Source organism: Delftia sp. DT-2 (genome assembly GCF_028401915.1).
Classification (GTDB): domain Bacteria; phylum Pseudomonadota; class Gammaproteobacteria; order Burkholderiales; family Burkholderiaceae_C; genus Comamonas; species Comamonas tsuruhatensis.
Genome location: NZ_JAQOTI010000002.1, coordinates 143,046 through 163,940 on the forward strand (window position 1 = coordinate 143,046; position 20,895 = coordinate 163,940).

At 67.2% G+C, this 20,895-nt stretch carries 17 protein-coding genes; 6 read left to right on the top strand and 11 right to left on the bottom strand.

The annotated features are described in order from the left end of the window. Positions 1–40 precede the first annotated feature (40 nt). The 8 genes from rfbD to PO605_RS03215 form a co-directional block, all read right to left on the bottom strand. Complete coding sequence (rfbD, locus tag PO605_RS03180) at positions 41–943, bottom strand: dTDP-4-dehydrorhamnose reductase (protein WP_047469453.1); 903 nt, start codon at positions 941–943, stop codon at positions 41–43. Beyond that, positions 940–2,010, bottom strand: a complete 1,071-nt coding sequence (rfbB, locus tag PO605_RS03185; RefSeq protein ID WP_047469450.1) for a dTDP-glucose 4,6-dehydratase — start codon at positions 2,008–2,010, stop codon at positions 940–942. The genes rfbD and rfbB overlap by 4 nt, the downstream gene beginning before the upstream one ends. Before the next feature lie 164 nt (positions 2,011–2,174). After that, positions 2,175–3,398, bottom strand: coding sequence for a beta-ketoacyl-ACP synthase I (gene fabB, locus PO605_RS03190; protein WP_016446491.1), 1,224 nt, complete (start codon positions 3,396–3,398; stop codon positions 2,175–2,177). Beyond that, positions 3,395–3,919 (bottom strand): bifunctional 3-hydroxydecanoyl-ACP dehydratase/trans-2-decenoyl-ACP isomerase, encoded by a 525-nt coding sequence (gene fabA, locus PO605_RS03195; protein WP_016446492.1) that lies wholly within the window; start codon positions 3,917–3,919, stop codon positions 3,395–3,397. Before fabA ends, fabB begins: the two co-directional genes overlap by 4 nt. A gap of 178 nt (positions 3,920–4,097) precedes the next feature. Next, positions 4,098–5,705, bottom strand: a complete 1,608-nt coding sequence (gene lnt / locus PO605_RS03200) for an apolipoprotein N-acyltransferase (protein WP_052195751.1) — start codon at positions 5,703–5,705, stop codon at positions 4,098–4,100. Between the two features lie 91 nt (positions 5,706–5,796). Further along, positions 5,797–6,678, bottom strand: coding sequence for an HlyC/CorC family transporter (locus PO605_RS03205; protein ID WP_016446494.1), 882 nt, complete (start codon positions 6,676–6,678; stop codon positions 5,797–5,799). A gap of 106 nt (positions 6,679–6,784) precedes the next feature. Continuing rightward, positions 6,785–7,510 (bottom strand): GNAT family N-acetyltransferase, encoded by a 726-nt coding sequence (locus PO605_RS03210; RefSeq protein ID WP_016446495.1) that lies wholly within the window; start codon positions 7,508–7,510, stop codon positions 6,785–6,787. 135 nt (positions 7,511–7,645) lie between these two features. After that, positions 7,646–8,128, bottom strand: coding sequence for an Lrp/AsnC family transcriptional regulator (locus PO605_RS03215; protein ID WP_016446496.1), 483 nt, complete (start codon positions 8,126–8,128; stop codon positions 7,646–7,648). 374 nt (positions 8,129–8,502) lie between these two features. On the opposite strand from PO605_RS03215, the gene PO605_RS03220 reads away from it, so the two are divergent. Further along, entirely contained in the window at positions 8,503–9,621 is a 1,119-nt protein-coding gene (locus PO605_RS03220) for a Bug family tripartite tricarboxylate transporter substrate binding protein (protein WP_235434573.1), read from the top strand. A 64-nt stretch (positions 9,622–9,685) separates the two neighbouring features. Continuing rightward, positions 9,686–10,597 carry a phenylalanine 4-monooxygenase gene (gene phhA / locus PO605_RS03225; protein WP_047471760.1) on the top strand — a complete coding sequence of 304 codons (912 nt, stop codon included), beginning with the start codon at positions 9,686–9,688 and terminating at the stop codon, positions 10,595–10,597. Here the strand turns inward: phhA and PO605_RS03230 are convergent. Then, entirely contained in the window at positions 10,531–11,520 is a 990-nt protein-coding gene (locus PO605_RS03230) for an esterase/lipase family protein (RefSeq protein WP_047471759.1), read from the bottom strand. The genes phhA and PO605_RS03230 overlap by 67 nt on opposite strands. 200 nt (positions 11,521–11,720) lie before the next feature. On the opposite strand from PO605_RS03230, the gene PO605_RS03235 reads away from it, so the two are divergent. The 4 genes from PO605_RS03235 to PO605_RS03250 all read left to right on the top strand — a co-directional run bounded on the left by PO605_RS03235 (position 11,721) and on the right by PO605_RS03250 (position 18,226). Beyond that, the gene (locus PO605_RS03235) at positions 11,721–13,421 is read left to right on the top strand and encodes an AMP-binding protein (protein WP_047471757.1); all 1,701 of its coding nucleotides are present in this window, start codon (positions 11,721–11,723) and stop codon (positions 13,419–13,421) included. 81 nt (positions 13,422–13,502) lie between these two features. Then, positions 13,503–14,462, top strand: coding sequence for an MBL fold metallo-hydrolase (locus PO605_RS03240; protein WP_047471755.1), 960 nt, complete (start codon positions 13,503–13,505; stop codon positions 14,460–14,462). Positions 14,463–15,134: 672 nt separating this feature from the next. After that, positions 15,135–17,435 (top strand): catecholate siderophore receptor Fiu, encoded by a 2,301-nt coding sequence (locus tag PO605_RS03245; RefSeq protein WP_047471751.1) that lies wholly within the window; start codon positions 15,135–15,137, stop codon positions 17,433–17,435. Between the two features lie 110 nt (positions 17,436–17,545). Further along, on the top strand, positions 17,546–18,226 hold the full coding sequence (locus PO605_RS03250) for a Fe2+-dependent dioxygenase (RefSeq protein WP_047471749.1): 681 nt from the start codon (positions 17,546–17,548) through the stop codon (positions 18,224–18,226). Positions 18,227–18,240: 14 nt separating this feature from the next. Here the strand turns inward: PO605_RS03250 and PO605_RS03255 are convergent, their stop codons facing one another. Then, positions 18,241–18,804: a DUF4124 domain-containing protein gene (locus tag PO605_RS03255; RefSeq protein WP_046983872.1), complete on the bottom strand. Its 564-nt coding sequence runs from the start codon at positions 18,802–18,804 to the stop codon at positions 18,241–18,243. Between the two features lie 108 nt (positions 18,805–18,912). Continuing rightward, positions 18,913–20,892: a lytic transglycosylase domain-containing protein gene (locus PO605_RS03260; protein WP_047471740.1), complete on the bottom strand. Its 1,980-nt coding sequence runs from the start codon at positions 20,890–20,892 to the stop codon at positions 18,913–18,915. Positions 20,893–20,895 lie beyond the last annotated feature (3 nt).

A 20,895-nucleotide genomic window follows, 5' to 3' on the forward strand; every position in this document is an offset into this window, starting at 1 on the left:
GTCCTGGATCCTGGGGTTCTGCCGAAGCGCGCAGCCGCGCTCAGATGATTTCCTGCAGCATGCGGTCCACGCCTGCCTGCCAGTGGGGCAGGCGCAGGCCGAAGGTCTGCTGCAGCCGGTCGGTGTTCAGGCGGGAATTGTGCGGACGCTGCGCCGGGGTGGGAAAGGCGCTGGTAGGCACGGCAGCTATGCGCTGCACCTTCCAGGGCCGGTCGGGCGCGAGTTCGCGGGCGCGGGCGATCACGTGGCTGGCGTAGGCATGCCAGGTGGTCTCGCCACCGGCCACCAGGTGGTACAGGCCCTGGTCGCCGGGTTGGCGCTGCAGCTGGCGAATGGCATGGGCCGTGACGTCGGCGATGAGGTCCGCGCCCGTCGGTGCGCCCCATTGGTCGTCGATCACGCTGAGTGCTTCACGCTCCTGGGCCAGGCGCAGCATGGTCTTGGCGAAGTTGCCGCCGCGCGCCGCATAGACCCAGCTGGTGCGAAAGATCAGGTGGCGGCAGCCCGAAGCCTGGATCAGCTGCTCGCCTTCGAGCTTGCTGCCGCCATAGACGGACAGCGGCGCCGTGGCCTCGGTCTCCGTGCGCGCAGCGCTGCCGCTGCCGTCGAAGACGTAGTCCGTGCTGTAGTGCACCAGCAGCGCGCCGGTCTGCGCCGCCTCGCGGGCCAGCACCTGGGGAGCCAGCGCATTGAGCAGCCGCGCCTGGTCCGGCTCGCTTTCGGCCTTGTCCACGGCCGTGTGGGCGGCGGCATTGACGATGACATCGGGACGCAGAGCGCGCACGGTCCGTGCGAGTTCATCGAGGAGAGAGAGATCGCCGCACAGGCCCTGGCCACCGGCGTCGCCCTGGCGCTCCAGCGCGACCAACTCGCCCAGCGGCGCCAGGCTGCGCTGCAGCTCCCAGCCCACCTGTCCATTGCGGCCCAGCAGCAGCAGCTTCATGCGCCGGCTCCCTCCGTGTACTGGCGGCTGACCCATTCGCGGTAGGCGCCGGACTGCACATCGGCCACCCACTCGGGATTGTCCAGGTACCACTGCACGGTCTTGCGGATGCCGGTCTCGAAGGTCTCCGCGGGCTTCCAGCCCAGTTCGCGCTCGAGCTTGCGCGCGTCGATGGCATAGCGCCGGTCGTGACCGGGGCGGTCCTTCACATAGGTGATCTGGGCAGCGTAGCTGGTGCCATTGGCCTTGGGGCGCAGCTCGTCGAGCAGCGCGCAGACGGTGTTCACGATCTCGACGTTGGGCTTTTCGTTCCAGCCGCCCACGTTGTAGGTCTCGCCCAGCCTGCCGGCCTCCAGCACGCGGCGGATGGCGCTGCAATGGTCGCGCACATAGAGCCAGTCGCGCACCTGCATGCCATCGCCATAGATGGGCAAAGGCTTGCCGGCCAGGGCGTTGACGATCATCAGGGGGATCAGCTTCTCGGGGAAATGCAGCGGGCCGTAGTTGTTGCTGCAGTTGGTGGTCAGCACGGGCAGGCCGTAGGTGTGATGCCAGGCGCGCACCAGGTGGTCGCTGGCGGCCTTGCTGGCCGAGTACGGGCTGTTGGGTTCGTAGTTATGGTCTTCGGTGAAGGCCGGTGCCGCTGGCGCCAAGCTGCCATAGACCTCGTCAGTGGAGACATGCAGGAAGCGGAAGGCCGCCCTGGCCTCGGCATCCAGCGCGCTCCAGTAGCCGCGCACGGCCTCGAGCAGGCGGAAGGTGCCGACCACGTTGGTCTGGATGAAGTCCTCGGGGCCATGGATGGAGCGGTCCACATGGCTTTCGGCCGCAAAGTTGACCACGGCGCGCGGCTGGTGCTCGGCCAGCAGGCGGGCCAGGACTTCGCCATCGCCGATGTCGGCCTGCACGAAGACATGGCGCGCATCGCCCTGCAGGCTCTCCAGGCTCTTGAGGTTGCCCGCGTAGGTGAGCTTGTCCACGTTGAGCACCGGCTCATCGCCGGCAGCCAGCCAGTCCAGCACGAAATTGGCGCCGATGAAGCCGGCGCCGCCTGTGACAACAATCATGGTTCAACCTTGCAAAATTTCATTGTTCTTGGTTCGGGGTTCGGGCAGCAGCCTGCCGTGCTGCCTCCCGCGCGACCTGGGCATTGTCGGCGTTCACCAGTGAAAAAGCCCGCAGGAGGCGGGCTTTTTCCTTCAGGACACGCCTTTTACACACCAGGGCGTATTCACTGGCCCTGCCAGCGGCGCAGCACCAGCGAGGCGTTCGTGCCACCGAAGCCGAAGCTGTTGGACAGCACGGTGTTCAGCTGGGCATCGCGTGTGCGCGTGACCAGGGGCATGTCGTTCAGCGCGGGATCGGGCGTGTCCACGTTGACCGAACCCGCGATGAAGCCCTTGTTCATCATGATCATGCAGTAGATGGCTTCCTGCACGCCGGTGGCGCCCAGCGAGTGGCCGGTCAGCGACTTGGTGGAGGAGAACGGCGGCACCTGGTCGCCGAACAGCGCGCGCATGGCGCGCACTTCCTGCATGTCGCCCACGGGCGTGGAGGTGCCGTGGGTGTTGATGTAGTCCACGCCGCCTTCGAGGCCTTCAAGGGCCTGCTGCATGCAGGCGATGGCGCCGTCGCCCGAGGGCGCGACCATGTCCTCGCCATCGCTGGTGGCGCCAAAGCCCACGACTTCGGCCAGGATGTTCGCACCCCGGGCCTGGGCGTGCTCCAGGCTTTCCAGCACCACCGCGCCGCCGCCACCTGCGATCACGAAACCGTCGCGGTGGGCGTCATAGGCGCGCGAAGCCTTTTCGGGCTGGTCGTTGTACTTGCTGGACATGGCCCCCATGCCGTCGAACAGCAGTGCCATGCCCCAGGACAGCTCTTCGCCGCCGCCGGCAAACATCACGTCCTGCATGCCCCAGGCGATCTGCTGCGCCGCTGCGCCGATGCAGTGCGCCGAGGTGGAGCAGGCCGAGGTGATGGAGTAGTTGATGCCCTTGACCTTGAAGTTGGTCGCCAGGCAGGCGGACACCGTGGAGCTCATGCAGCGCGTGACCTGGTAGGGCCCGACGCGGCGAATGCCTTTTTCGCGCAGCGTGTCGGCCGCCTCGATCTGGTTGGCCGGCGACCCGCCGCCCGAGCCCATGATCAGGCCGGTACGCGGATGGCTGACCTGCTCGGGAGCCAGGCCGGCCTGGGCGATGGCATCTTCCAGCGCGATCTGCGCATAGGCAGCGGCATCGCCCATGAAGCGCAACTGCTTGCGATCGATACGTGCCTCGACGTCGATCTCCGGCACACCGGCCACCTGGCTGCGCATGCCCAGTTCGGTGAACTTCGGCATGGCCTTGATGCCCGTGCGCCCCTCGCGCAGCGAGGTCTCCACGGTATCGAGGTCGTTGCCGATGCACGAGACAATGCCCGCGCCGGTGATGACTACGCGACGTTTGGTCATGCTGCCGTTCCCTGGCCTTCACCCTCGCGCAGGAACAGGCCCACGCGCAGGTCATTGGCGACGTAGATTTCCTTGCCGTCGGCCAGCAGGCGCGCATCGCCGATGGCCATGTTGAGCTTGCGCTTGATCACGCGCTTGATGTCGATTTCGTAGGTCACGAGCTTGACGTCAGGACCCACTTCGCCCGTGAACTTGACTTCGCCGGCGCCCAGCGCACGGCCCCGGCCGGGAAGGCGCAGCCAGGTCAGGTAAAAGCCGATCAGTTGCCACATGGCGTCCAGACCCAGGCAGCCGGGCATGACGGGGTCGCCCCGGAAATGGCAGTCGAAGAACCAGAGATCAGGCTTGATGTCGAGTTCGGCGACGATCTTGCCCAGGCCGTGGGCGCCACCATCCGTGTCGATGTGCGTGATGCGGTCGAACATCAGCATGGGAGGCAGTGGCAGACGCCCGCTGTCTGCGGAAAACAGCTTGCCTTCGCCCGAAGCGATCAGTTGCTCATACGAAAAAGAATCGGCCATTGTCTAACTTGCTCCACGGCGGCACTGACGCCACCTCTATCTCTGAATGGGTGCGGCCCGCAGCGGACCATGCAGCCGCGCATTATCGGGGCTGAACGTTGCCAGACTGCAACAAAACCCCGAGGCCGCATCAAAACTCTGCCACAAAAGCCACGCCGACCCAGGTCGCGGGACTTGGCTACAGCCCCTGAACCGAGGCCCTGCGGCGGCCGATCCAGGCCACCAGCAGCACCGCCGCAGCAGCGGCGCACAGCGGGACCAGACCTGCTGCATTCACCCAGCGCGCAAACGGTGTCAAGGCCTCGCGGCCCTGCACACTGGCCTCAAGCACCGCGCGCTCGTAAGGCACCAGCGCGTGCGTCACCACGCCCCGGTGGTCGATGGCCACCGTGGCGCCGGTATTGGTGGCGCGCAGCATGGGGCGCTCGAACTCCAGCGCCCGCATGCGGCTGATGGCCAGATGCTGGTCGATCGCCACGCTGTCGCCAAACCAGCCGATGTTGCTGAAATTCACCAGCACCGTGGGCGCCGTCGCTGCATTGCCGAAATGTGCACCCAGCTCTTCGCCAAACAAATCCTCGTAGCAGATGTTGGGTGACAGCCGCTCGCCAGCCCAGGCCATGGAAGGCTGGCCCAGCGCGCCGCGGTTGAAGTCGCCCAGCGGTATGTTCATCATCTGCGTGAACCAGCGAAACAGCGGCGGGATGAACTCCCCGAAGGGCACCAGATGGTGCTTGTCGTATTGGTAGTCCTGGATCTGGCCAGGCTGCCAGCCCACGACCGAGTTCGTATAGCCGGCCTCTTCCGAGCCCAGCGGAATGCCCAGCAGCGCCGCCTGCCGGCCTCCCTTCTTCAGATACGGTTCGCGCAGCAGGTCCAGGTATTCCTCGGGCAACTGCTGGGGCAGCAGGGGCACGGCCGTCTCGGGTGCGACCACCAGCTGCGCCGTGGCCGCGCGCAGCTCCCGCCCGTACCAGCCCAGGGCCAGCGGAATGCCGCTGCCGGCCTCGAACTTCTCATCCTGCGGGATATTGCCCTGCAGCATGGCCACGCTCAGCGCTGGCCGTTCGGCCGATGGTGCATTGATGGCGGCATCGCGAAGCCACCACAGCCCGCCCCAGGCCAGAACCAGGGCCGCCACAGTGGCCGCGCACCGTGCAGGCTGAAGGGCTTGTCCGCCCCGCGAACCGGCCGCCAAGGCGGCCAGCCAATATGCCAGCCAGGACGCCACCGCCCCCGTGCCGTAGACGCCGATCCAGCGCGGCAGCACCGACAGGGGCCCTTCGACGTGGGCATAGCCCCCCGCGCCCCAGGGAAAGCCGGTCCACAGCCAGCCACGCGCCAATTCGGCCAGCAGCCAGACGGCGGCGAACAGCAAGGCGCCGCCCGCCGTGCTGGTGGGGCGCAGCTTGTGCCAGCCCCAGGCGGCCACCGCGTAGTAGCTGCCCAGGAAGGCCGCAAGCGCCAGCACGGCGGCAACGGCCAGCGGCGCAGGCAGGCCGCCATAGACATGCATGGAGATGAACAGCCACCAGAAGGTGGCCACCAGCCAGGCGGTGGCATAGAGCATGGCCCGCCCCGCCGCCTGGGCCGGGCGCTGTGCCGTCTGCAGGGCGCGTGCCAGCACGGCCAGCGACAGAATCTGCAGCCACCACAGCGGGCGGCCATAGCCGCCGACCAGGCTCAGCGGCCCGTCGCCCTGGCCGCGCGCCCAGGGCCAGGCCAGCGACAGGGCCTGGGCTGCACCCGCAAGCAGCAGCAGCACGCCCACGGCGAGCCGGCCCATGCGCCGGCCGTCTTGCGAAAAAGCGGAAGAACTGGACAGGGGCATCGGCCAGGTACGGGAGAGATGTCGGTGGGGATAGAAAGGGGCAGCCTCAGCTGCGCAGCAGACTGTCGGCTGCGGGATCGCGCACCACCTTGAACCAGCGCACGGCGCCGCCCTTGGTGTGCAGCACGGTGAATTCCAGGCCGGCCAGATGGATCTGCTCGCCGCGCTTGGGCACATGGCCCATTTCGTGGGCGATCAGGCCTCCGATGGTGTCGAACTCATCTTCGGGATCGCGGGCATGCAGGGCGACCTCGAAGGCTTCGTTCACATGCTCGATGGTGGTGTCGCCCGCCACGCGGTAGCTGTTGTCGGCCAGGGCGAAGATGTCGCCCTCGTCCTCGGGGATGTCGAACTCGTCCTCGATCTCGCCGACGATTTCCTCCAGCACATCCTCGATGGTCACCAGGCCTGCCACGCGGCCGAACTCGTCGATGACCACGGCCAGATGGTTGCGGTTGCCCCGGAACTCGCGCAGCAGATCATTCAGGCCCTTGCTCTCCGGCACGAAGGCGGCGGGGCGCAGCAGGGCGCGGATGTTCAGGTCCGGTGAACGCTGCAGCTTGAGCAGGTCCTTGGCCAGAAGGATGCCGATGATGTTCTCGCGCTCGCCCTGGTAGACCGGGAAACGCGAATGTGCAGTGGTGATGACCTGGTGCAGCAGTTCATCGAACGGAGCGTCGATGTTGACCAGGTCCATGCGAGGGGCTGCGACCATGACGTCGCCGGCCGTCATGTCGGCCATGCGTATCACGCGTTCGAGCATGACGCGGGACTCGGGGCCGATGACCTGGTTGTCCTCGGCGTCGGCCAGGGTCTCGATCAGCTCGTCAGGAGAATCAGGGGCCGGGTGGATGAACTCGGCCACCTTTTGCAGGAAGCTTCGCTTGCTTTCCTTCTCGGAAGAGCGCGCAGGATGGGGGTCGGACACTGTCTTGGAGTGCAGGACGTGCGGTAGTGAAACAAGCCGCAAGGATAGCGGATTGCTCCGTCACCCCTGCATGCGCTGCGCCAATTCCCTTTGCGGCGTTTTGCGCCTATTCGCCGGCCTGGTGGCGGCCATCCTGCACGCCACGGCGGATTTCCTGCACGTCGGCCAGGAAATCCCAGAACTGCTTGGCCTGCTTCTTGAGCTGGTAGTCCACCTCGCCGATGTGCTCGGTCATCAGCGACGCCATGTGCGTGTCGATGCCGGCGGGCGGCAGCTGCAGGTAGGCCTCGGACTCGGAGCCATCGCGCTTGATGGTGGCGCCGGCCTTGCGCGCAATCTTGAGCATGGCCGTGTTCTCCGACAGCGCGTGGATGAACATCATGGACACGCCCTTGGTGCGTGCATGGATCACCGCGCGGTTGAACAGGCGCCCGCCGTAGCCGCGGCCGCGTGCCTGCTTGAGCACGGAAACGCCGAATTCGGCGCAGCTCTTGTGCTCGGGATGCGAGGCAAAGGCCAGATGCGCCATGGCGATCAGCTCGAGCCGGCGGTTGTAGATGCCGAAGATGTCGTCGCGCTCGAAATCAAGCTGCATCGCATAGCGGCGAACCTGCTCGTCGCTGGCGGCATAGCCGAAGCGCAGGTAGCGGTCGCCTTCATCGAGCTTGAGCAAATGCGCCACCACGCGTTCGCGGTGGGACGGGCCCAGCGAACGAATGGGCACCATGGACGCGGAGCGCCCATCGGGACGGTGCGGCTGGCCTGCGCTCGCACGCAACATGTCCCGGCCGGCCTGCCAGGACGCCTTCAACCAGTCTTTGGATGCATTCATGGCTCAAATATAGGTAAAAACCCGAGGTCGAGCAACGAAGATATTGCAATGCAACAAAACCGTAAGGTTTTGGCATGCAAACCAATTTCTCCTCCCTGCAACACCCAACGGCCTGGCGCCTGTCGAGCCCGAAGGCTACAAAGGCACGGCCGTGGTCACCTTGACGCGATCCATCACGAAGCTGGTCTTGCAATCCTGCACGCTGGGATGCTTGAGCAAGGTGTCCATGACGAAGCGCGTGTAGTGCTGCATGTCGGCCACGACCACACGCATCAGATAGTCCATCTCCCCGGTCAGCGACACGCACTCCACCACTTCGGGCCAAGTCTGCACGCTGGCGCGGAACACGTCCATGGGGTTGCGCTTGCTGGTCTCGGTGTACTTCTCCAGGCGCACGTTGAGATAGGCGGTCAGCCCCAGGCCCACGGTCTCCGGCTGGACCAGGGCCACATAGCGGTCGATCACGCCGCTGTCTTCCAGGCGCTTGACCCGGCGCAGCACGGCACTGGGAGACAGGCCGACCTGCTCCCCGATGACGTCATAGGTTTCCCGGCCGTTGGCCTGCAGGCGGCGCAAAATGGCCCGATCCAGTTTGTCGATGGTGTGCGTGGCGCTCATGGCGGTGGACTCGTAAATAAGTACGGATTTCTTCAGGGTTAACCCGAATTAACCAGTTAAATTGCGATAAACAAAAGAATTCCGCAATTTTCATGCATTCCGCATTTTCCCACCAAGGGCAAACGGCAAAAAGCTGAAGCCCCTCCCGCCTACAGTGACAGCACTGATCGCAAGCCCGCAGGCCATGCCTGGGGCGCCCGAAACACTGTCCTGCACAAAAAGGCCGGAGACCCCCATGAAAGCCCCGCTGAACCTGGCCCAGTTCCCCGCCCGCGCACAGACGGCCCGGCGCGCGCAGGACATGGGCGCGTGCGGCCTCAGCGGCAGTCGGCGCTGCCTATACTGCGGGGATCGCCTCCATTTCGCTTCACGCCATGACGCCCCGCCACGACGCCACCCGCGCCATGCCACGCGATGCCCGTGCATCTGCGCCAGTACGTGCACCTGCGGCAGCCGGCCCGCAGCCGTCGGCCCGGATGGCGCGGCGCAGCCTGCTGGCGGCCCTGGCCGCCCTGCCCTGGCTGCCGGCTTCGGCACAGCCCCAGCCGCCCCAGCCGCCCCCGACAGCCTTGACAGCCCCGGCGCGCGACGCGAAATCCGACGCCCTGACCCTGATCGTTCCCTATGCAGCCGGCGGCCCCCTGGACCGCACGGCGCGTCCTCTGGTCGAGGCCAGCTCCGCGAAGCTGGGGGCCATCCACATTCTTTACGTGCCGGGCGAAGGCGGCGCCAAGGGCTCGAACATGGTGGCCCAGGCCACGGCCCAGGACCGCTTGCTGCTGATGGGCGCGGCCGCCACGCACGCCGTGCTGCCCTGGCTGCAGCCCCAGCTGGGCTACGACCCGCTGCGCGACTTCCAGCCGCTGGTGCTGGTGGCGCGCATGCCCAATGTGCTGGTGATGCGCAGCGATCTGGCGCGCCAGTGGCGCATACGCACGGCGCTGGACCTGCAGCGCTTTCTTGCCAAGCACCGCCAGCCGCTGCGCTATGCCTCGGGCGGGCCGGGCAGCAGCGGGCACCTGTCGGGCGAGATGTACCAGATGCTCACGCGGCTGCCGCTGCTGCATCTGCCGTTTGGCGGAACGCAGCCGGCGCTGTCGGCCCTGCTCGACGGATCGGCCGATCTGCTGTTCGACAGCCTGGCGTCCTCGCTGCCGCACATCCGTGCAGGCCGGCTGCAGGCCCTGGCCGTGACCACGCTGGAACGCGTGCCGCTGCTGCCCGAGGTGCCCAGCCTCAACGACACGGTACCGGGCTTCAACCTCGCCAACTGGTTCGGCCTGTTCGCGCCTGCCGGCTGGCCCGCCGACCTGGCCCAGCGCCATGCCGCCGTGTTCTCGAAGGCCATGCGCAGCAGTCCGGTGCAGGAAACGCTGACCGCCATGGGCGTGCTGCCCGAAGACCTTCAGCTGCAGGAGTTCGCGCGCTTTGTGCGCTCCGAGCACAGCAAATACGGCCTGCTGGTGCAGGCCGCCCGAATCCGCCAGCTCTGAGCCGCGCAGGTGCCTTGCCTGCCCCCGGCCCGGGGCAGCAATGACAAGATCCCTGGAGAGCACCATGATGAGCACCGCAGCGACCCCCACCTCGTCCCACGTACCCGCCCACGCCCCCGGCGTGGCACCCGTGGTCTACGGTCAGGCCGACCGCCCGCCGCGCGGCGACTACAGCCGCGCCAGCGACGACTACACCTGCGCGCAGGACTACGACGCTTACACCGAGGCCGACCACGACACCTACCGGCGCCTGTACGAACGCCAGTCCGCCCTGCTGCCGGGACTGGCCAGCCAGCACTTCATCGACGCCCTGCCCTCGCTGGGCGCCAAGGACCGCATTCCGCGCTTCGAGGAAGTCAACGAGCGCCTGCGCCGCGGCACGGGCTGGGAGATCGTCGGCGTGCCGGGCCTGATTCCCGAGGTGCCCTTCTTCTCGCTGCTGGCCAACCGCAAATTCCCGGTCACGGACTGGATCCGCAAGCCCGAGGAGTTCGAGTACATCGTCGAGCCCGATGTCTTCCATGACCTCTTCGGCCATGTGCCGCTGCTGTTCAACCCCGTCATCGCCGACTATATCCAGGCCTATGGCCAGGGCGGGCTCAAGGCCGCCGAGCTGGGCGCCTGCGAGATGCTGTCGCGCCTGTACTGGTACACCATCGAGTTCGGGCTGATCCGCGAGCAGGGCGGCCTGCGCGCCTACGGCGCGGGCATTCTGAGTTCTTCGGGCGAGCTCAACTACTCGGTGCGCAGCCCCGAGCCGCAGCGCCTGCCGCTGTCGCTGGAGCGCGCCATGCGCACGCTCTACAAGATCGACACCTACCAGCACACCTACTTCGTGATCGACGACCTGCAGCAGCTGTTCGACCTCACGGCCGCCGATTTCGAGCCGCTGTACCGCCAGCTGCGCGATCAGCCGACCATCGCGGCCGATGCGCTGCTGCCCGGTGAAGTGGCCCTGCAGACTTCCGCGTCCTGAAGCCGCTCGCGCAGCTCCAGGCAAAAGCGCCAGACGCGCTCGTCGAACACCAGCTGCACATGGGCCACATCGTCCAGGCGGTGCGCGTGCTGCCCTGGCAGCGTGGCCACGGGGAAGGGAAAGACGATGTTGTCGCAGCAGCTCCACCAGCAGCTGAAGGCCACCTCGGGCGGCGGCGGCCCCAGGCGCTGCAGCCAGGGACTGTCCTCGCGCATCTGAAGCGCCGGCAGGCCCTGGGCGAAGCGCGCCATCCAGGTGCCGCGGTGCGGCGTGGCCAGGGTCACCACATGGGCAGCCAGTTGCCGGCGCTCCTGCGCGGACAACCGGCCCAGCCAGGCACGCACCACCAGTCCGCCCATGCTGTGGGCCACGATCAGCGGCGCCCGCCCCGTGGCCTGGACCATGCGGCGTGCGCAGGCATCGAGGTCGGCCACCATGGCGTCGATGGATGCGCCGTGCGCCGGCTCCAGCGTCATGGCCGCGCAGGCAATGCCGCGTTCCTTGAGCCGCCGCAGCCATGGCGCCCAGACCGCGCGATTGCAGAAGAAGCCGTGGACCAGCACCATGCCGACCTGGCCTGTGACCGGGCTTGAGTTTTGTCCTGCGGCCGGGTCACCTGGCCAGCCATCGGCCTCGGCATGGACCCGGAAGGGCAGGCGCCAGCCAAACACCTGCACGGCCAATGCCCACTCGGCGAGCCAGGCTGCCGCCACCGTGCGCCAGGCGGGCACGGATGCGCCGGCCTTGCGCACCACGCGGCGCATCAACACCATCTGCAGGCCCAGATGCAGGCCCGGCCAGCACAGGCCCGGCAGCGCTCCTGCCAGCGCCAGCCCGCGCGATTCCGGCCACCACCATGCCAGCCAGGCCATGGCGCCGGCCAGCGTGCCCAGCGCCACCATTTGCAGAATGCGTGCGTTCACGGCAGCCCGCCCTCCCTGAAAAAACGCCAACGTAGCACAGAGCGGCCGCACTTTCTCGGGGACGCCGGCCCCTGCCTAGGACAACCCCGCGTAGACCGCAAAGCACCCGCCTGACCAGAATCAGCCGCAGCGGTGGCCGGCCGACCGGCGCCTGCCCCTTTGCCGTTCCCCTGTCTCACCAGCAACCCAAGGTACCCTGCATGGACGCTGCGCCCTGGCTCAAGAACTATCCCGCCGATGTGCCCCACGAGGTGCATCCCGAGCAATACCGCTCGCTCACACACCTGCTGGAGGAGGCCTTCACCCAGCATGCGGACCTGCCCTTTTCGGTCTGCATGGACCGCTGGATGAGCTACCGCGAGCTGGACCAGCTGTCCACCCGCCTGGGCGCCTGGCTGCAGGGACTGGGTCTGGAGCCCGATGCGCGCGTGGCCATCATGCTGCCCAATGTGCCGCAGTTCGCCGTGAGCATGGCGGCCGTGCTGCGCGCCGGCTACACCTGCGTCAACGTCAATCCGCTGTACACCCCGCGCGAGCTGGAGCACCAGCTCAAGGACTCGGGCGCCACGGCCATCATCATCCTGGAGAACTTCGCCCACACCCTGGCCGACGTGATCGAGCGCAGCGCCATACGCCATGTCTGCGTCACGGCCATGGGCGATCTGCTGGGCGGCATATATGGCAGCTGGATCACCTTCGCCGTGCGCCACCTGGCCAAGATGGTGCCGGCCTACAGCCTGCCGCTGGACGGCGAGGGCGGCACGGTGCGCGAGGTCACGACCTTTTCCCAGGCGCTGGCGCGCGGCGCCCAGAAAGAGCTGCGCCCCAGCCAGGCGGGACTGGATTCGGTGGCCTTCCTGCAATACACGGGCGGCACCACCGGGCTGTCCAAGGGTGCCGTGCTCACCCACCGCTGCATCGTGGCCGCCACGCTGCAGGCGCATGCCTGGTTCACGCCGGCCCTGCACGGGCGCGTCAGCGCGCAGGACACGCACATCATCGCGGCGCTGCCGCTGTACCACATCTTCGCCCTCACGGTGAGCCTGTTCGCCATGCGCATGGGGGCCAGCCTGAGCCTGATCCCCAATCCGCGCGACATCCCCAAGTTCGTCAAGGTGCTGCAGAAACGGCCCTTCCACATCCTGCCGGCCGTCAACACCCTGTTCAACGCCCTGCTCAACAACGCCCAGTTCCGCGAGCTGGACTTCTCGCAGCTGCGCGTGTCGCAGGCCGGAGGCATGGCCGCCAGCGAGGGCACGGCGCGCCAGTGGCAGCAGGTCACGGGCAGCGTGATGATCGAGGGCTGGGGCATGAGCGAGACCTGCGCCATCGGCACCAACAACCCCGTCACCGCCACCGCCTTCAGCGGCACCATCGGCCTGCCGCTGCCGGGCATCTCCATCGCCATCAAGGACGACGAAGGCCGCGATCTGCCCATGGGAGAGGCCGGCGAGCTGTGCATCAAGGGCCCCAACGTCATGCGCGGCTACTACAACCAGCCTGACGAGACCGCCAAGGCCTTCACGGCCGACGGCTACATGCGTACCGGCGACATCGGCGTGATGGACCAGGAAGGCTTCACCCGCATCATTGACCGCAAGAAGGACATGATGGTGGTCAGCGGCTTCAACGTCTATCCGAACGAGCTGGAGAACGTGATCTCCATGTGCCCCGGCGTGCTCGAATGCGCGGCCGTGGGCGTGGCTGACGAGCGCCAGGGCGAGGCCATCAAGGTCTACGTGGTGCGCAGCGACCCGGCGCTGACCGAGGACCAGGTCATGCGCTTTTGCCATGACCAGCTCACCGGCTACAAGCGCCCGCGGCAGGTGGAGTTCCGCGACGAACTGCCCAAGACCAATGTAGGCAAGATCCTCAGGCGCGCCCTGCGCGATCCCGCCTGAAATCCGGACAGCCGCAGCTGTAGCCCACGCGTCAGCCGTGGCTGCCTGCGGCTGTTAGCCTTGGGAAAGGCTTCTCCCCTCATGACCTCCTTCGCCCCCACAAGCGCCACCGCTGCGCTGCCCTGCGGCATGACCGTGCTGGAGCGCGGCTGGCTGTCGGCCAACAACATCGTCTTCGCGGCCGACCCTGCCGATCCGCAGGACGACGGCGCAGCCGTGGTCGATACCGGCTACGTCAGCCATGCCGATCAGACCGTGCTGCTGGTCGAGCAGACGCTGGCTGGCCAGCCGCTGGCGCGCATCCTCAACACCCATCTGCACAGCGACCACTGCGGCGGCAATGCCGCACTGCAGGCGCGCTGGCCGCAGGCCCGGACCTATGTCGCGCCGGGGCAGGCCGAATTCGTGCGCCACTGGAATCCCGAGGCGCTGAGCTACACCCCCACCGGCCAGGAATGCCCGCCATTTGCGCTGACCGGCGTACTGCAGCCCGGCGCCAGCGTGCGGCTGGCCGGGCGCGACTGGCAGATCCATGCCGCGCCGGGGCATGACCCGCACTCCATCATCCTGTTCGAGCCCGCCAGCCGCACACTGATCTCGGCCGATGCGCTCTGGGAAAACGGCTTCGGCGTGGTGTTTCCCGAAATCGAGGGCCTGCAGGCCTTCGAGGAAGTGGCCGCCACGCTGGATGTGATCGAGGCCCTGGCACCGCTCACCATCGTCCCCGGCCACGGCGGCGTTTTCACGGGCGTGGCCGCGGCGCTGGACACGGCGCGCCGCCGCCTGGACGGCTTTGTGCGCGCCCCCGAGCGCCATGCCCTCTACGCGGCCAAGGTGCTGCTCAAGTACCGGCTGCTGGACTGGCAGCGCGTGCGCACCACTGAACTGCTGGCCTGGCTGGACGCCACGCCCTACTTCGGCATGCTGCATACAGGCTATTTCAGCCACGAGACCGCCGAGCACTGGAGCCGCACGCTGGTGGATGCGCTGGTGCAAGCGGGCGCGGCGCAGCGCGAGGGCGAATGGGTTCACAACGCCTGAACGAAACAGATCCGCGATAGGCGCAAACCACGCCAATCACATCACCGGCCGCAAGCACTGCGCAGCTGCGGCACCACGGGCAGCATCTTCATCGACCGCGTGCGCAACCTGGGCAGCCCGATGCGCGACACCTTCAACATCGAGGACATCGAGATCGTCAAGGGCGCCTCGGGTTCCGAGTACGGGCGCAGGCGCCCTGGCGCCCGCCAATCTCTACGATCCCGGCGTCAGCGATGCGATCACGGGCCAGGACATCCGCTATGCCGGCCAGATCAACGAAGGCCACACCAAGACCCTTGCGCTGTACGCCTTCATGGCCTGGGAGCTCAGCGCGAACCTGAGCCTGCAGCTGAACGTCTACAACCTCGCCAACCAGCGTTACATCGCCAGCCTGAACAGCGACGGCGCGCGCCACATCCCGGACGGGGCGCGCTCGGCCAGGCTGGTCGCCGCGCTGAAGTTCCGAGACAGGGCTGTTGCTGGGCGGCAACGGCCATCCATTCACTTATCAGATTATTCTTATATTTTTATTAGGAATCATTACCATTCTCAATCCAGGCAAAACTGCCTGATCCAGCCAGCACCGGCAAGCCAAGACAGCTCTCCAGCCGCCCGCGCAACGCCGGCCAGCAAGCCAGCATGTTCACTGCCCATCCCGCTTTCCGTTCAACCATGGCGAACTCCAACTCGTACATCAAAAGCCGCAAACACGACAGCGCTGGCCGCTCGCCGTCGGCCGGCATCATCGCTGCAGCCGCGGCCCTGGCCACCCTGGGCCTGCCGGCCGTGGCCCAGACACAGACGCCCAGCGCCAGGACCGCACCCAGCCTCAAGGAAGTGACCGTCGAAGGCTCGCGCAGCACCGGCTACGAACCCGCACAGGTCTCCTCCCCCAAGTTCACGCAGCCGCTGGTGGACACGACGCAGACCATCTCCGTCATCAAGGAGCAGGTGCTGCAGGAACAAGGCGCCACCACGCTGACCGAGGCGCTGCGCAACGTGCCCGGCGCCGGCACCTTCTACGCGGGCGAGAACGGCAACACCAGCACGGGTGATGCCATCTACATGCGCGGCTTCGACACCTCCAACAGCATCTATGTGGACGGCGTGCGCGACGTGGGCTCCATCTCGCGCGACGTGTTCAACACCGAGCAGGTGGAAGTCACCAAGGGCCCCGCCAGCACCGACTACGGCCGCAGCGCGCCCACCGGCGCCATCAACATGGTCACCAAGCAGCCCAGCCTGGCCGACAGCTTCGGCGCCTCGCTGGGCGCGGGTTCGGGCAGCTACAAGCGCTCCACCGTGGACTGGAACAAGAGCCTGACCGGCATGGGCGGCGCGGCCTTCCGGCTCAACGCCATGGTGCAGGACGCCGGCGTCGCCGGCCGCGACCGCGTGGCCAATGACCGCTGGGGCATCGCACCGTCGTTCGCCTTCGGACTGAACACCGACACGCGCACCTACCTGAACGTGCTGCACGTCAAGCAAAGCAATGTGCCGGACGGCGGTGTGCCCACCATCGGCCTGCCCGGCTACAGCAACACCGATGCGCGCCTGAACGCGGGCCGCCCCGTGGACCCCAGCCGCTTCTACGGCACCAGCGCCGACCACGACGACGTGACGGCCGACATGGTCACGCTGCGCGTGGAGCACGACTTCACGCCCGACACCACGCTGCGCAACACCACGCGCTGGGGCCGCACCAAGCAGGACTACCTGCTCACGGCCTTCATGACGCTGTCCAGCAACAACAGCAGCAATCCCGCCGACTGGACCGTGTCACGCAGCCTGCCGACCTTCAAGAACCAGGTCAACGACATCGTCACCAACCAGACCAACCTGACGACCAAGCTGGCGACAGGCAGCGTGCGGCACGAGCTGAGCACCGGGGTGGAGATCACGCGCGAAAAGCAGAGCAACTACGGCACGGGCACCACGGGCGCCTGGCCCAATGCCAGCCTCTATGACCCGCAGGTGCCCAGCTCCGGCCTGAACTGGTCGCGCAACGGCGCCGACAGCAAGGGCTCGACCGACACCTTTGCGCTGTACGCCTTCGACACGCTCAAGTTCAACGAGCAATGGCAGGCCAACGCCGGCCTGCGCCTGGACCGCTACAAGACGCAGTACGACGCACGCGCCGTCTGCGGCGGCCGCAGCGGCCCGGCCTGCGGCAGCAATCCTGCAGGCACCGTGCTGCCCAGCGCCGTGGGCCTGGAGGCCTCCGACACCCTGCTGAGCTGGAAGGTCGGCGGCCTCTACAAGCCCGCGCCCAATGGCAGCGTGTACGTGAACTACGCCCTGTCGCAACAGCCACCGGGCGGTGCCAACTTCACCCTGTCCACGACCGCCAACAACGCCAACAACCCCAACATGGACCCGCAAAAGGCCAAGACCGCCGAACTGGGAACCAAGTGGGAGCTGATGGACAAGCGCCTGCTGCTGACAGGCGCGCTGTTCCGCACCGAGATCACCAACGAGATCGTCACCAACCCTGACGGCACCGTGGGACAGACCGGCAAGAAGATCGTGCAGGGCCTGGAGCTGGGCGCCACGGGCCAGATCACACCCGCCTGGGGCGTGACTGCCGGCTACACGCTGCAGGACACCAAGGTGGACACGGGCGCCACCGTGGCGCAGGACGGCTCCAGCGGCCTGACCTATACGCCCAAGAACGCCTTCTCACTGTGGACCAGCTACCAGTTCCCGTTCGGCCTGACGCTGGCTGGCGGGGCGCGCTACTCGGGCGGACTCAAGCGTGGCACCGACGGCGCCGTGGGCACGCCCAACTTCACCGATGCCTACTGGGTCTTCGATGCCATGGCCAGCTACCGCATCAACAAGAACGCCGACATCCAGCTGAACTTCTACAACCTGTTCGACAAGGAGTATGTGGGCGCCATCAACAAGAGCGGCTACCGCTATTTCCCGGGCACGCCGCGCTCCGTGCGCGTGTCCGCGAACTTCCGCTTCTGAGTGAATGCAAGACGGGCCGCCGCACCGGCCTAGCCGCGCGCAGAGCGCCGACAATCCCAGTACCGCCCCGGCCCCGCCGGGGCTTTTTCCATGCGAGGAGGATCCGCACCATGATGCTGCACATTCCCGACGTGCTCACGCGCCAGCAGGTCACTGCGATCCGCACAGCCATCGACGCCGCCGACTGGGTGGATGGCCGTGCCACGGCGGGCAGCCAGGGCGCCCGGGTCAAGCGCAACCGCCAGTTGCCCGAAGACTCGCCCGTGGCACTGGAGCAGGGCCGCACCATCGAGCAGGCGCTGGCGGCCAATGCGCTGTACTTCAGTGCCGCCCTGCCCGCACGCACCATGTTGCCGCTGTTCAACCGCTATGCGGACAGTGAAACCTATGGCCTGCACGTGGACGGTGCGGCGCGGCGCCTGCCAGGCGCGCAGCAGTGGATGCGCACCGATGTGTCCTGCACCCTCTTCCTCTGCGATCCCGAGGACTACGACGGCGGCGAGCTGGTCGTGGTGGACACCTACGGCACGCACGAGGTCAAGCTGCCGGCCGGCGACCTGATCCTCTACCCCTCCACCAGCCTGCACCGCGTGGAGCCCGTCACCCGGGGCGAGCGCGTGTGCGCCTTCTTCTGGGCGCAAAGCATGGTGCGCGACGACACACGCCGGGCCATGCTGTTCGAGATGGACCAGACCATCCAGCGCCTGCGCGAAAAACTGGGCGAGACCGATGAAACCCTCAGCCTCGCGGGCCAATATCACAACCTGCTGCGCATGTGGGCCGAGACCTGAGGGATCGGATCGCTTCAGGGCTTGTGCTTTTCCGCGCAGCCGATCAGGTGGTTGTAGCTGTTGGACATGCACTGGTACATGGCCTTGGAGCGGCCCGTGGCGGCCTGACAGTCGGCCACGGTGGCGTGCGTGCGCGCCTCGCGGAACTTGCCCGCGGTCGCATCGAACTGCGCCTGCGTGATGTAGCCGCCCTTGAGGTTCTTCTGGCCGTTCTCGACCATGGTGTCCACCTGGCTGCGGATGTTGTCCACGGCGGCTGCGCAGTTCAGCGGCACCTCCTTGGAATCGACCTTGCTCAGGCCCTTGGCCACGCCGTCCGCCAGCTCGCGCACCTGCTTGGGCAGCTTCTTCGTGCCGTCGGGATTGCGCTCTTCGCCAAACCGGCCCGAGCCTGCGCCCGAGCTGCCATTGGGCGAGACCTTGATCTGGCCGGCATCGGCCTGGTCGACGGGTAGCTGCGAACCATAGTGCGTGCGCCCTTCGGCATCCACCCATTTGTAGACGGGCTGCGCCGCCGCCGTGCACGCCCATGCAAGACCCAGCGCGACCCAGGCCGCGCGGCTCCCTGTTGTTGTCATTCTTGAAACCCCTGCGGTATCCGGGGCCGCGGCATGCGGCCCGCCAGTCGGTAACCAAGTGTAGCGCCGACAGGCATCGCCGCACCCCGCAGGAATGTCAAGTGCGGCTCAGGGCAGATCCTTGCTGGGGTCGGGCGTGGCCGCATCACGCGGACCAATGGTGCCCAGGCGGCTCTTGAGCGACTGGGGCTGGCCCGTGATCAGCGCCGCGTAGTTGGTGGTGTTGGACAGCACCTTCTTCACATAGTCGCGCGTCTCGGTGAAGGGCACGTTCTCGGCCCAGATGGCGGCGTCGAGCACCGGGCCGTTGCGCCAGTTGCGCGGGCGGCCGGGGCCGGCGTTGTAGCCGGCCGCAGCCAGCGCCATGGAGCCGTCGAAATCGTCCAGCGCCAGCTTCAGATAGGCGGTGCCTATGGTGATATTCACATCGCGGTCATTGATCATGGACGGGGAAAAGTCCGTCATGCCGATCTTGCGCGCCGTCCAGCGGGCCGTGGCCGGCATGACCTGCATCAGGCCCGAGGCGCCTACGCCCGAGCGCGCATCCATGATGAAGCGGCTTTCCTGGCGGATCAGTCCATAGACGTAGGCCGGGTCCAGGCCGATGGAGCGCGAGCGCGCCAGCACCGTGTCGTGGAAGGGCATGGGAAAGCGCTGGCTCCAGTCGGCAAAGCTGCGGGTGCGCTCGCTGGTGTTGATGCAGCGGTCCCAGACCTGCTGCTGGCAGGCCAGGTCGGCGGCGGCCAGCAGTTCGCGGTCGTTCATGCCGCCGGCCTGGTGCAGGTTGGTGGCGTAGTTCCATTCACGCACGCCTTCGCTGCGCAAGCCGTTCTGGATGGCGTAGAGGCCGCGCACCAGGCTGGGGTTGGCGCGGGCGGCGGCCTTCTCCTGTGCCGTGGGCGGCGCAGGCGGCGGTGGGGCCGTCACGCGCTGGCCGATGTCCTCCAGCGCCAGCTGCTCGTAGAAACTGCCGGGGCCGGCCATGTCCTCCAGCAGCTGGCGCGCCTCGGAGCGCTCCTGCTCGCTGGGGCGGCCCGACAGCAGGGCGCGGGCCTTCCAGTAGGTCCATGTGTGTTCGGTGCGCTCAGGCCCCATGGCGTCGATGGCGCGGCGCACCGTGCGCCAGTCGCCTGCACGCAACGCGGCACGCACCTTCCAACCCAGCAGTTCGTCGCTGAGATCGCCGTCCTTGCGCACCTTGCCGAAATAGGCCGCAGCCTCGGGCTGCAGCTTGAGCGCGGCCTGCTTGCCGATCACGCCCCAGGCCCAGTTGTTCTCCTCGGCCGTCAGCCGGGCACCCCAGCCGCCTTCCAGCTGGGTGGCCGCCGCCGCCGGGTCGCTGGACGCCATGCGGATCAGCGCCAGCAGCGCCAGTTCCTTGGGCACGGCACCGCGCACGCGCGTCTGCCCGGCAAGGTATTTCGCCGGCGAGGCGAATACCTGCGCCACCTGGGGCAGGGCCTCGGGCGCGACGATGGCCACGGCATCGCGCGTGGCCTTCTGGCGATTGGCCTCGGCCGACTGGCGTGCCTTGCGCCAGACTTCGAGCTCGCTGATCTGCTTGGCTGCGTACAGCTCGCCGGCAGCATAGGTGCAGCCGTCGTCGGCGTCGCGCTGGGCCCACCACAGGTCGCGGACCTGCTGGCCAAGATTGGCGGCAGGCTGGCCCTTGAGGTTGTCGATCAGCAGGGCATAGCAGTTGACGGAACGGTCATCGCGCATGCGAAACGCCCCGTGCACCTGATCGAACATGCCCCAGTCGCGCCGCTGCCCCAGCAGCAGCAGCCAGTCATTGCGCAGCCGGTCTTCCTGGTAGGTGCCGGGCCAGCGCTTGAAAAACCCCAGAATCTCGTCGGCACTGGCTTCTTCGAGCCGGGCCTTGAGTTCCCAATAGGCGGCCCAAGGTTCGAGCACATGGCCACGCGCAGAAGGCAGCAGCTGCGTGAGCTTGGCCTTGTCGCCCTTGCGAAAGGCCTGCTGCATTTCCAGCAGGACGTCGTCGCCACGGTTTTGCGCCAGCGCAGGCGTGGCTGCGGTGGTCCAGAGGGAAGCCGCCAGAAGCGGTGTCAAAATCTTCAGCCAGTGCATGGA

Excerpts from the sequence above, each read along its gene's own strand:
- rfbD (WP_047469453.1), bottom strand. The coding sequence starts at position 943 with ATGAAGCTGCTGCTGCTGGGCCGCAATGGACAGGTGGGCTGGGAGCTG.
- rfbB (WP_047469450.1), bottom strand. The coding sequence starts at position 2,010 with ATGATTGTTGTCACAGGCGGCGCCGGCTTCATCGGCGCCAATTTCGTG.
- fabB (WP_016446491.1), bottom strand. The coding sequence starts at position 3,398 with ATGACCAAACGTCGCGTAGTCATCACCGGCGCGGGCATTGTCTCGTGC.
- fabA (WP_016446492.1), bottom strand. The coding sequence starts at position 3,919 with ATGGCCGATTCTTTTTCGTATGAGCAACTGATCGCTTCGGGCGAAGGC.
- lnt (WP_052195751.1), bottom strand. The coding sequence starts at position 5,705 with ATGGGCCGGCTCGCCGTGGGCGTGCTGCTGCTGCTTGCGGGTGCAGCC.
- PO605_RS03210 (WP_016446495.1), bottom strand. The coding sequence starts at position 7,510 with ATGAATGCATCCAAAGACTGGTTGAAGGCGTCCTGGCAGGCCGGCCGG.
- PO605_RS03215 (WP_016446496.1), bottom strand. The coding sequence starts at position 8,128 with ATGAGCGCCACGCACACCATCGACAAACTGGATCGGGCCATTTTGCGC.
- PO605_RS03220 (WP_235434573.1), top strand. The coding sequence starts at position 8,503 with ATGACGCCCCGCCACGACGCCACCCGCGCCATGCCACGCGATGCCCGT.
- phhA (WP_047471760.1), top strand. The coding sequence starts at position 9,686 with ATGATGAGCACCGCAGCGACCCCCACCTCGTCCCACGTACCCGCCCAC.
- PO605_RS03235 (WP_047471757.1), top strand. The coding sequence starts at position 11,721 with ATGGACGCTGCGCCCTGGCTCAAGAACTATCCCGCCGATGTGCCCCAC.
- PO605_RS03240 (WP_047471755.1), top strand. The coding sequence starts at position 13,503 with ATGACCTCCTTCGCCCCCACAAGCGCCACCGCTGCGCTGCCCTGCGGC.
- PO605_RS03245 (WP_047471751.1), top strand. The coding sequence starts at position 15,135 with ATGGCGAACTCCAACTCGTACATCAAAAGCCGCAAACACGACAGCGCT.
- PO605_RS03250 (WP_047471749.1), top strand. The coding sequence starts at position 17,546 with ATGATGCTGCACATTCCCGACGTGCTCACGCGCCAGCAGGTCACTGCG.
- PO605_RS03255 (WP_046983872.1), bottom strand. The coding sequence starts at position 18,804 with ATGACAACAACAGGGAGCCGCGCGGCCTGGGTCGCGCTGGGTCTTGCA.
- PO605_RS03260 (WP_047471740.1), bottom strand. The coding sequence starts at position 20,892 with ATGCACTGGCTGAAGATTTTGACACCGCTTCTGGCGGCTTCCCTCTGG.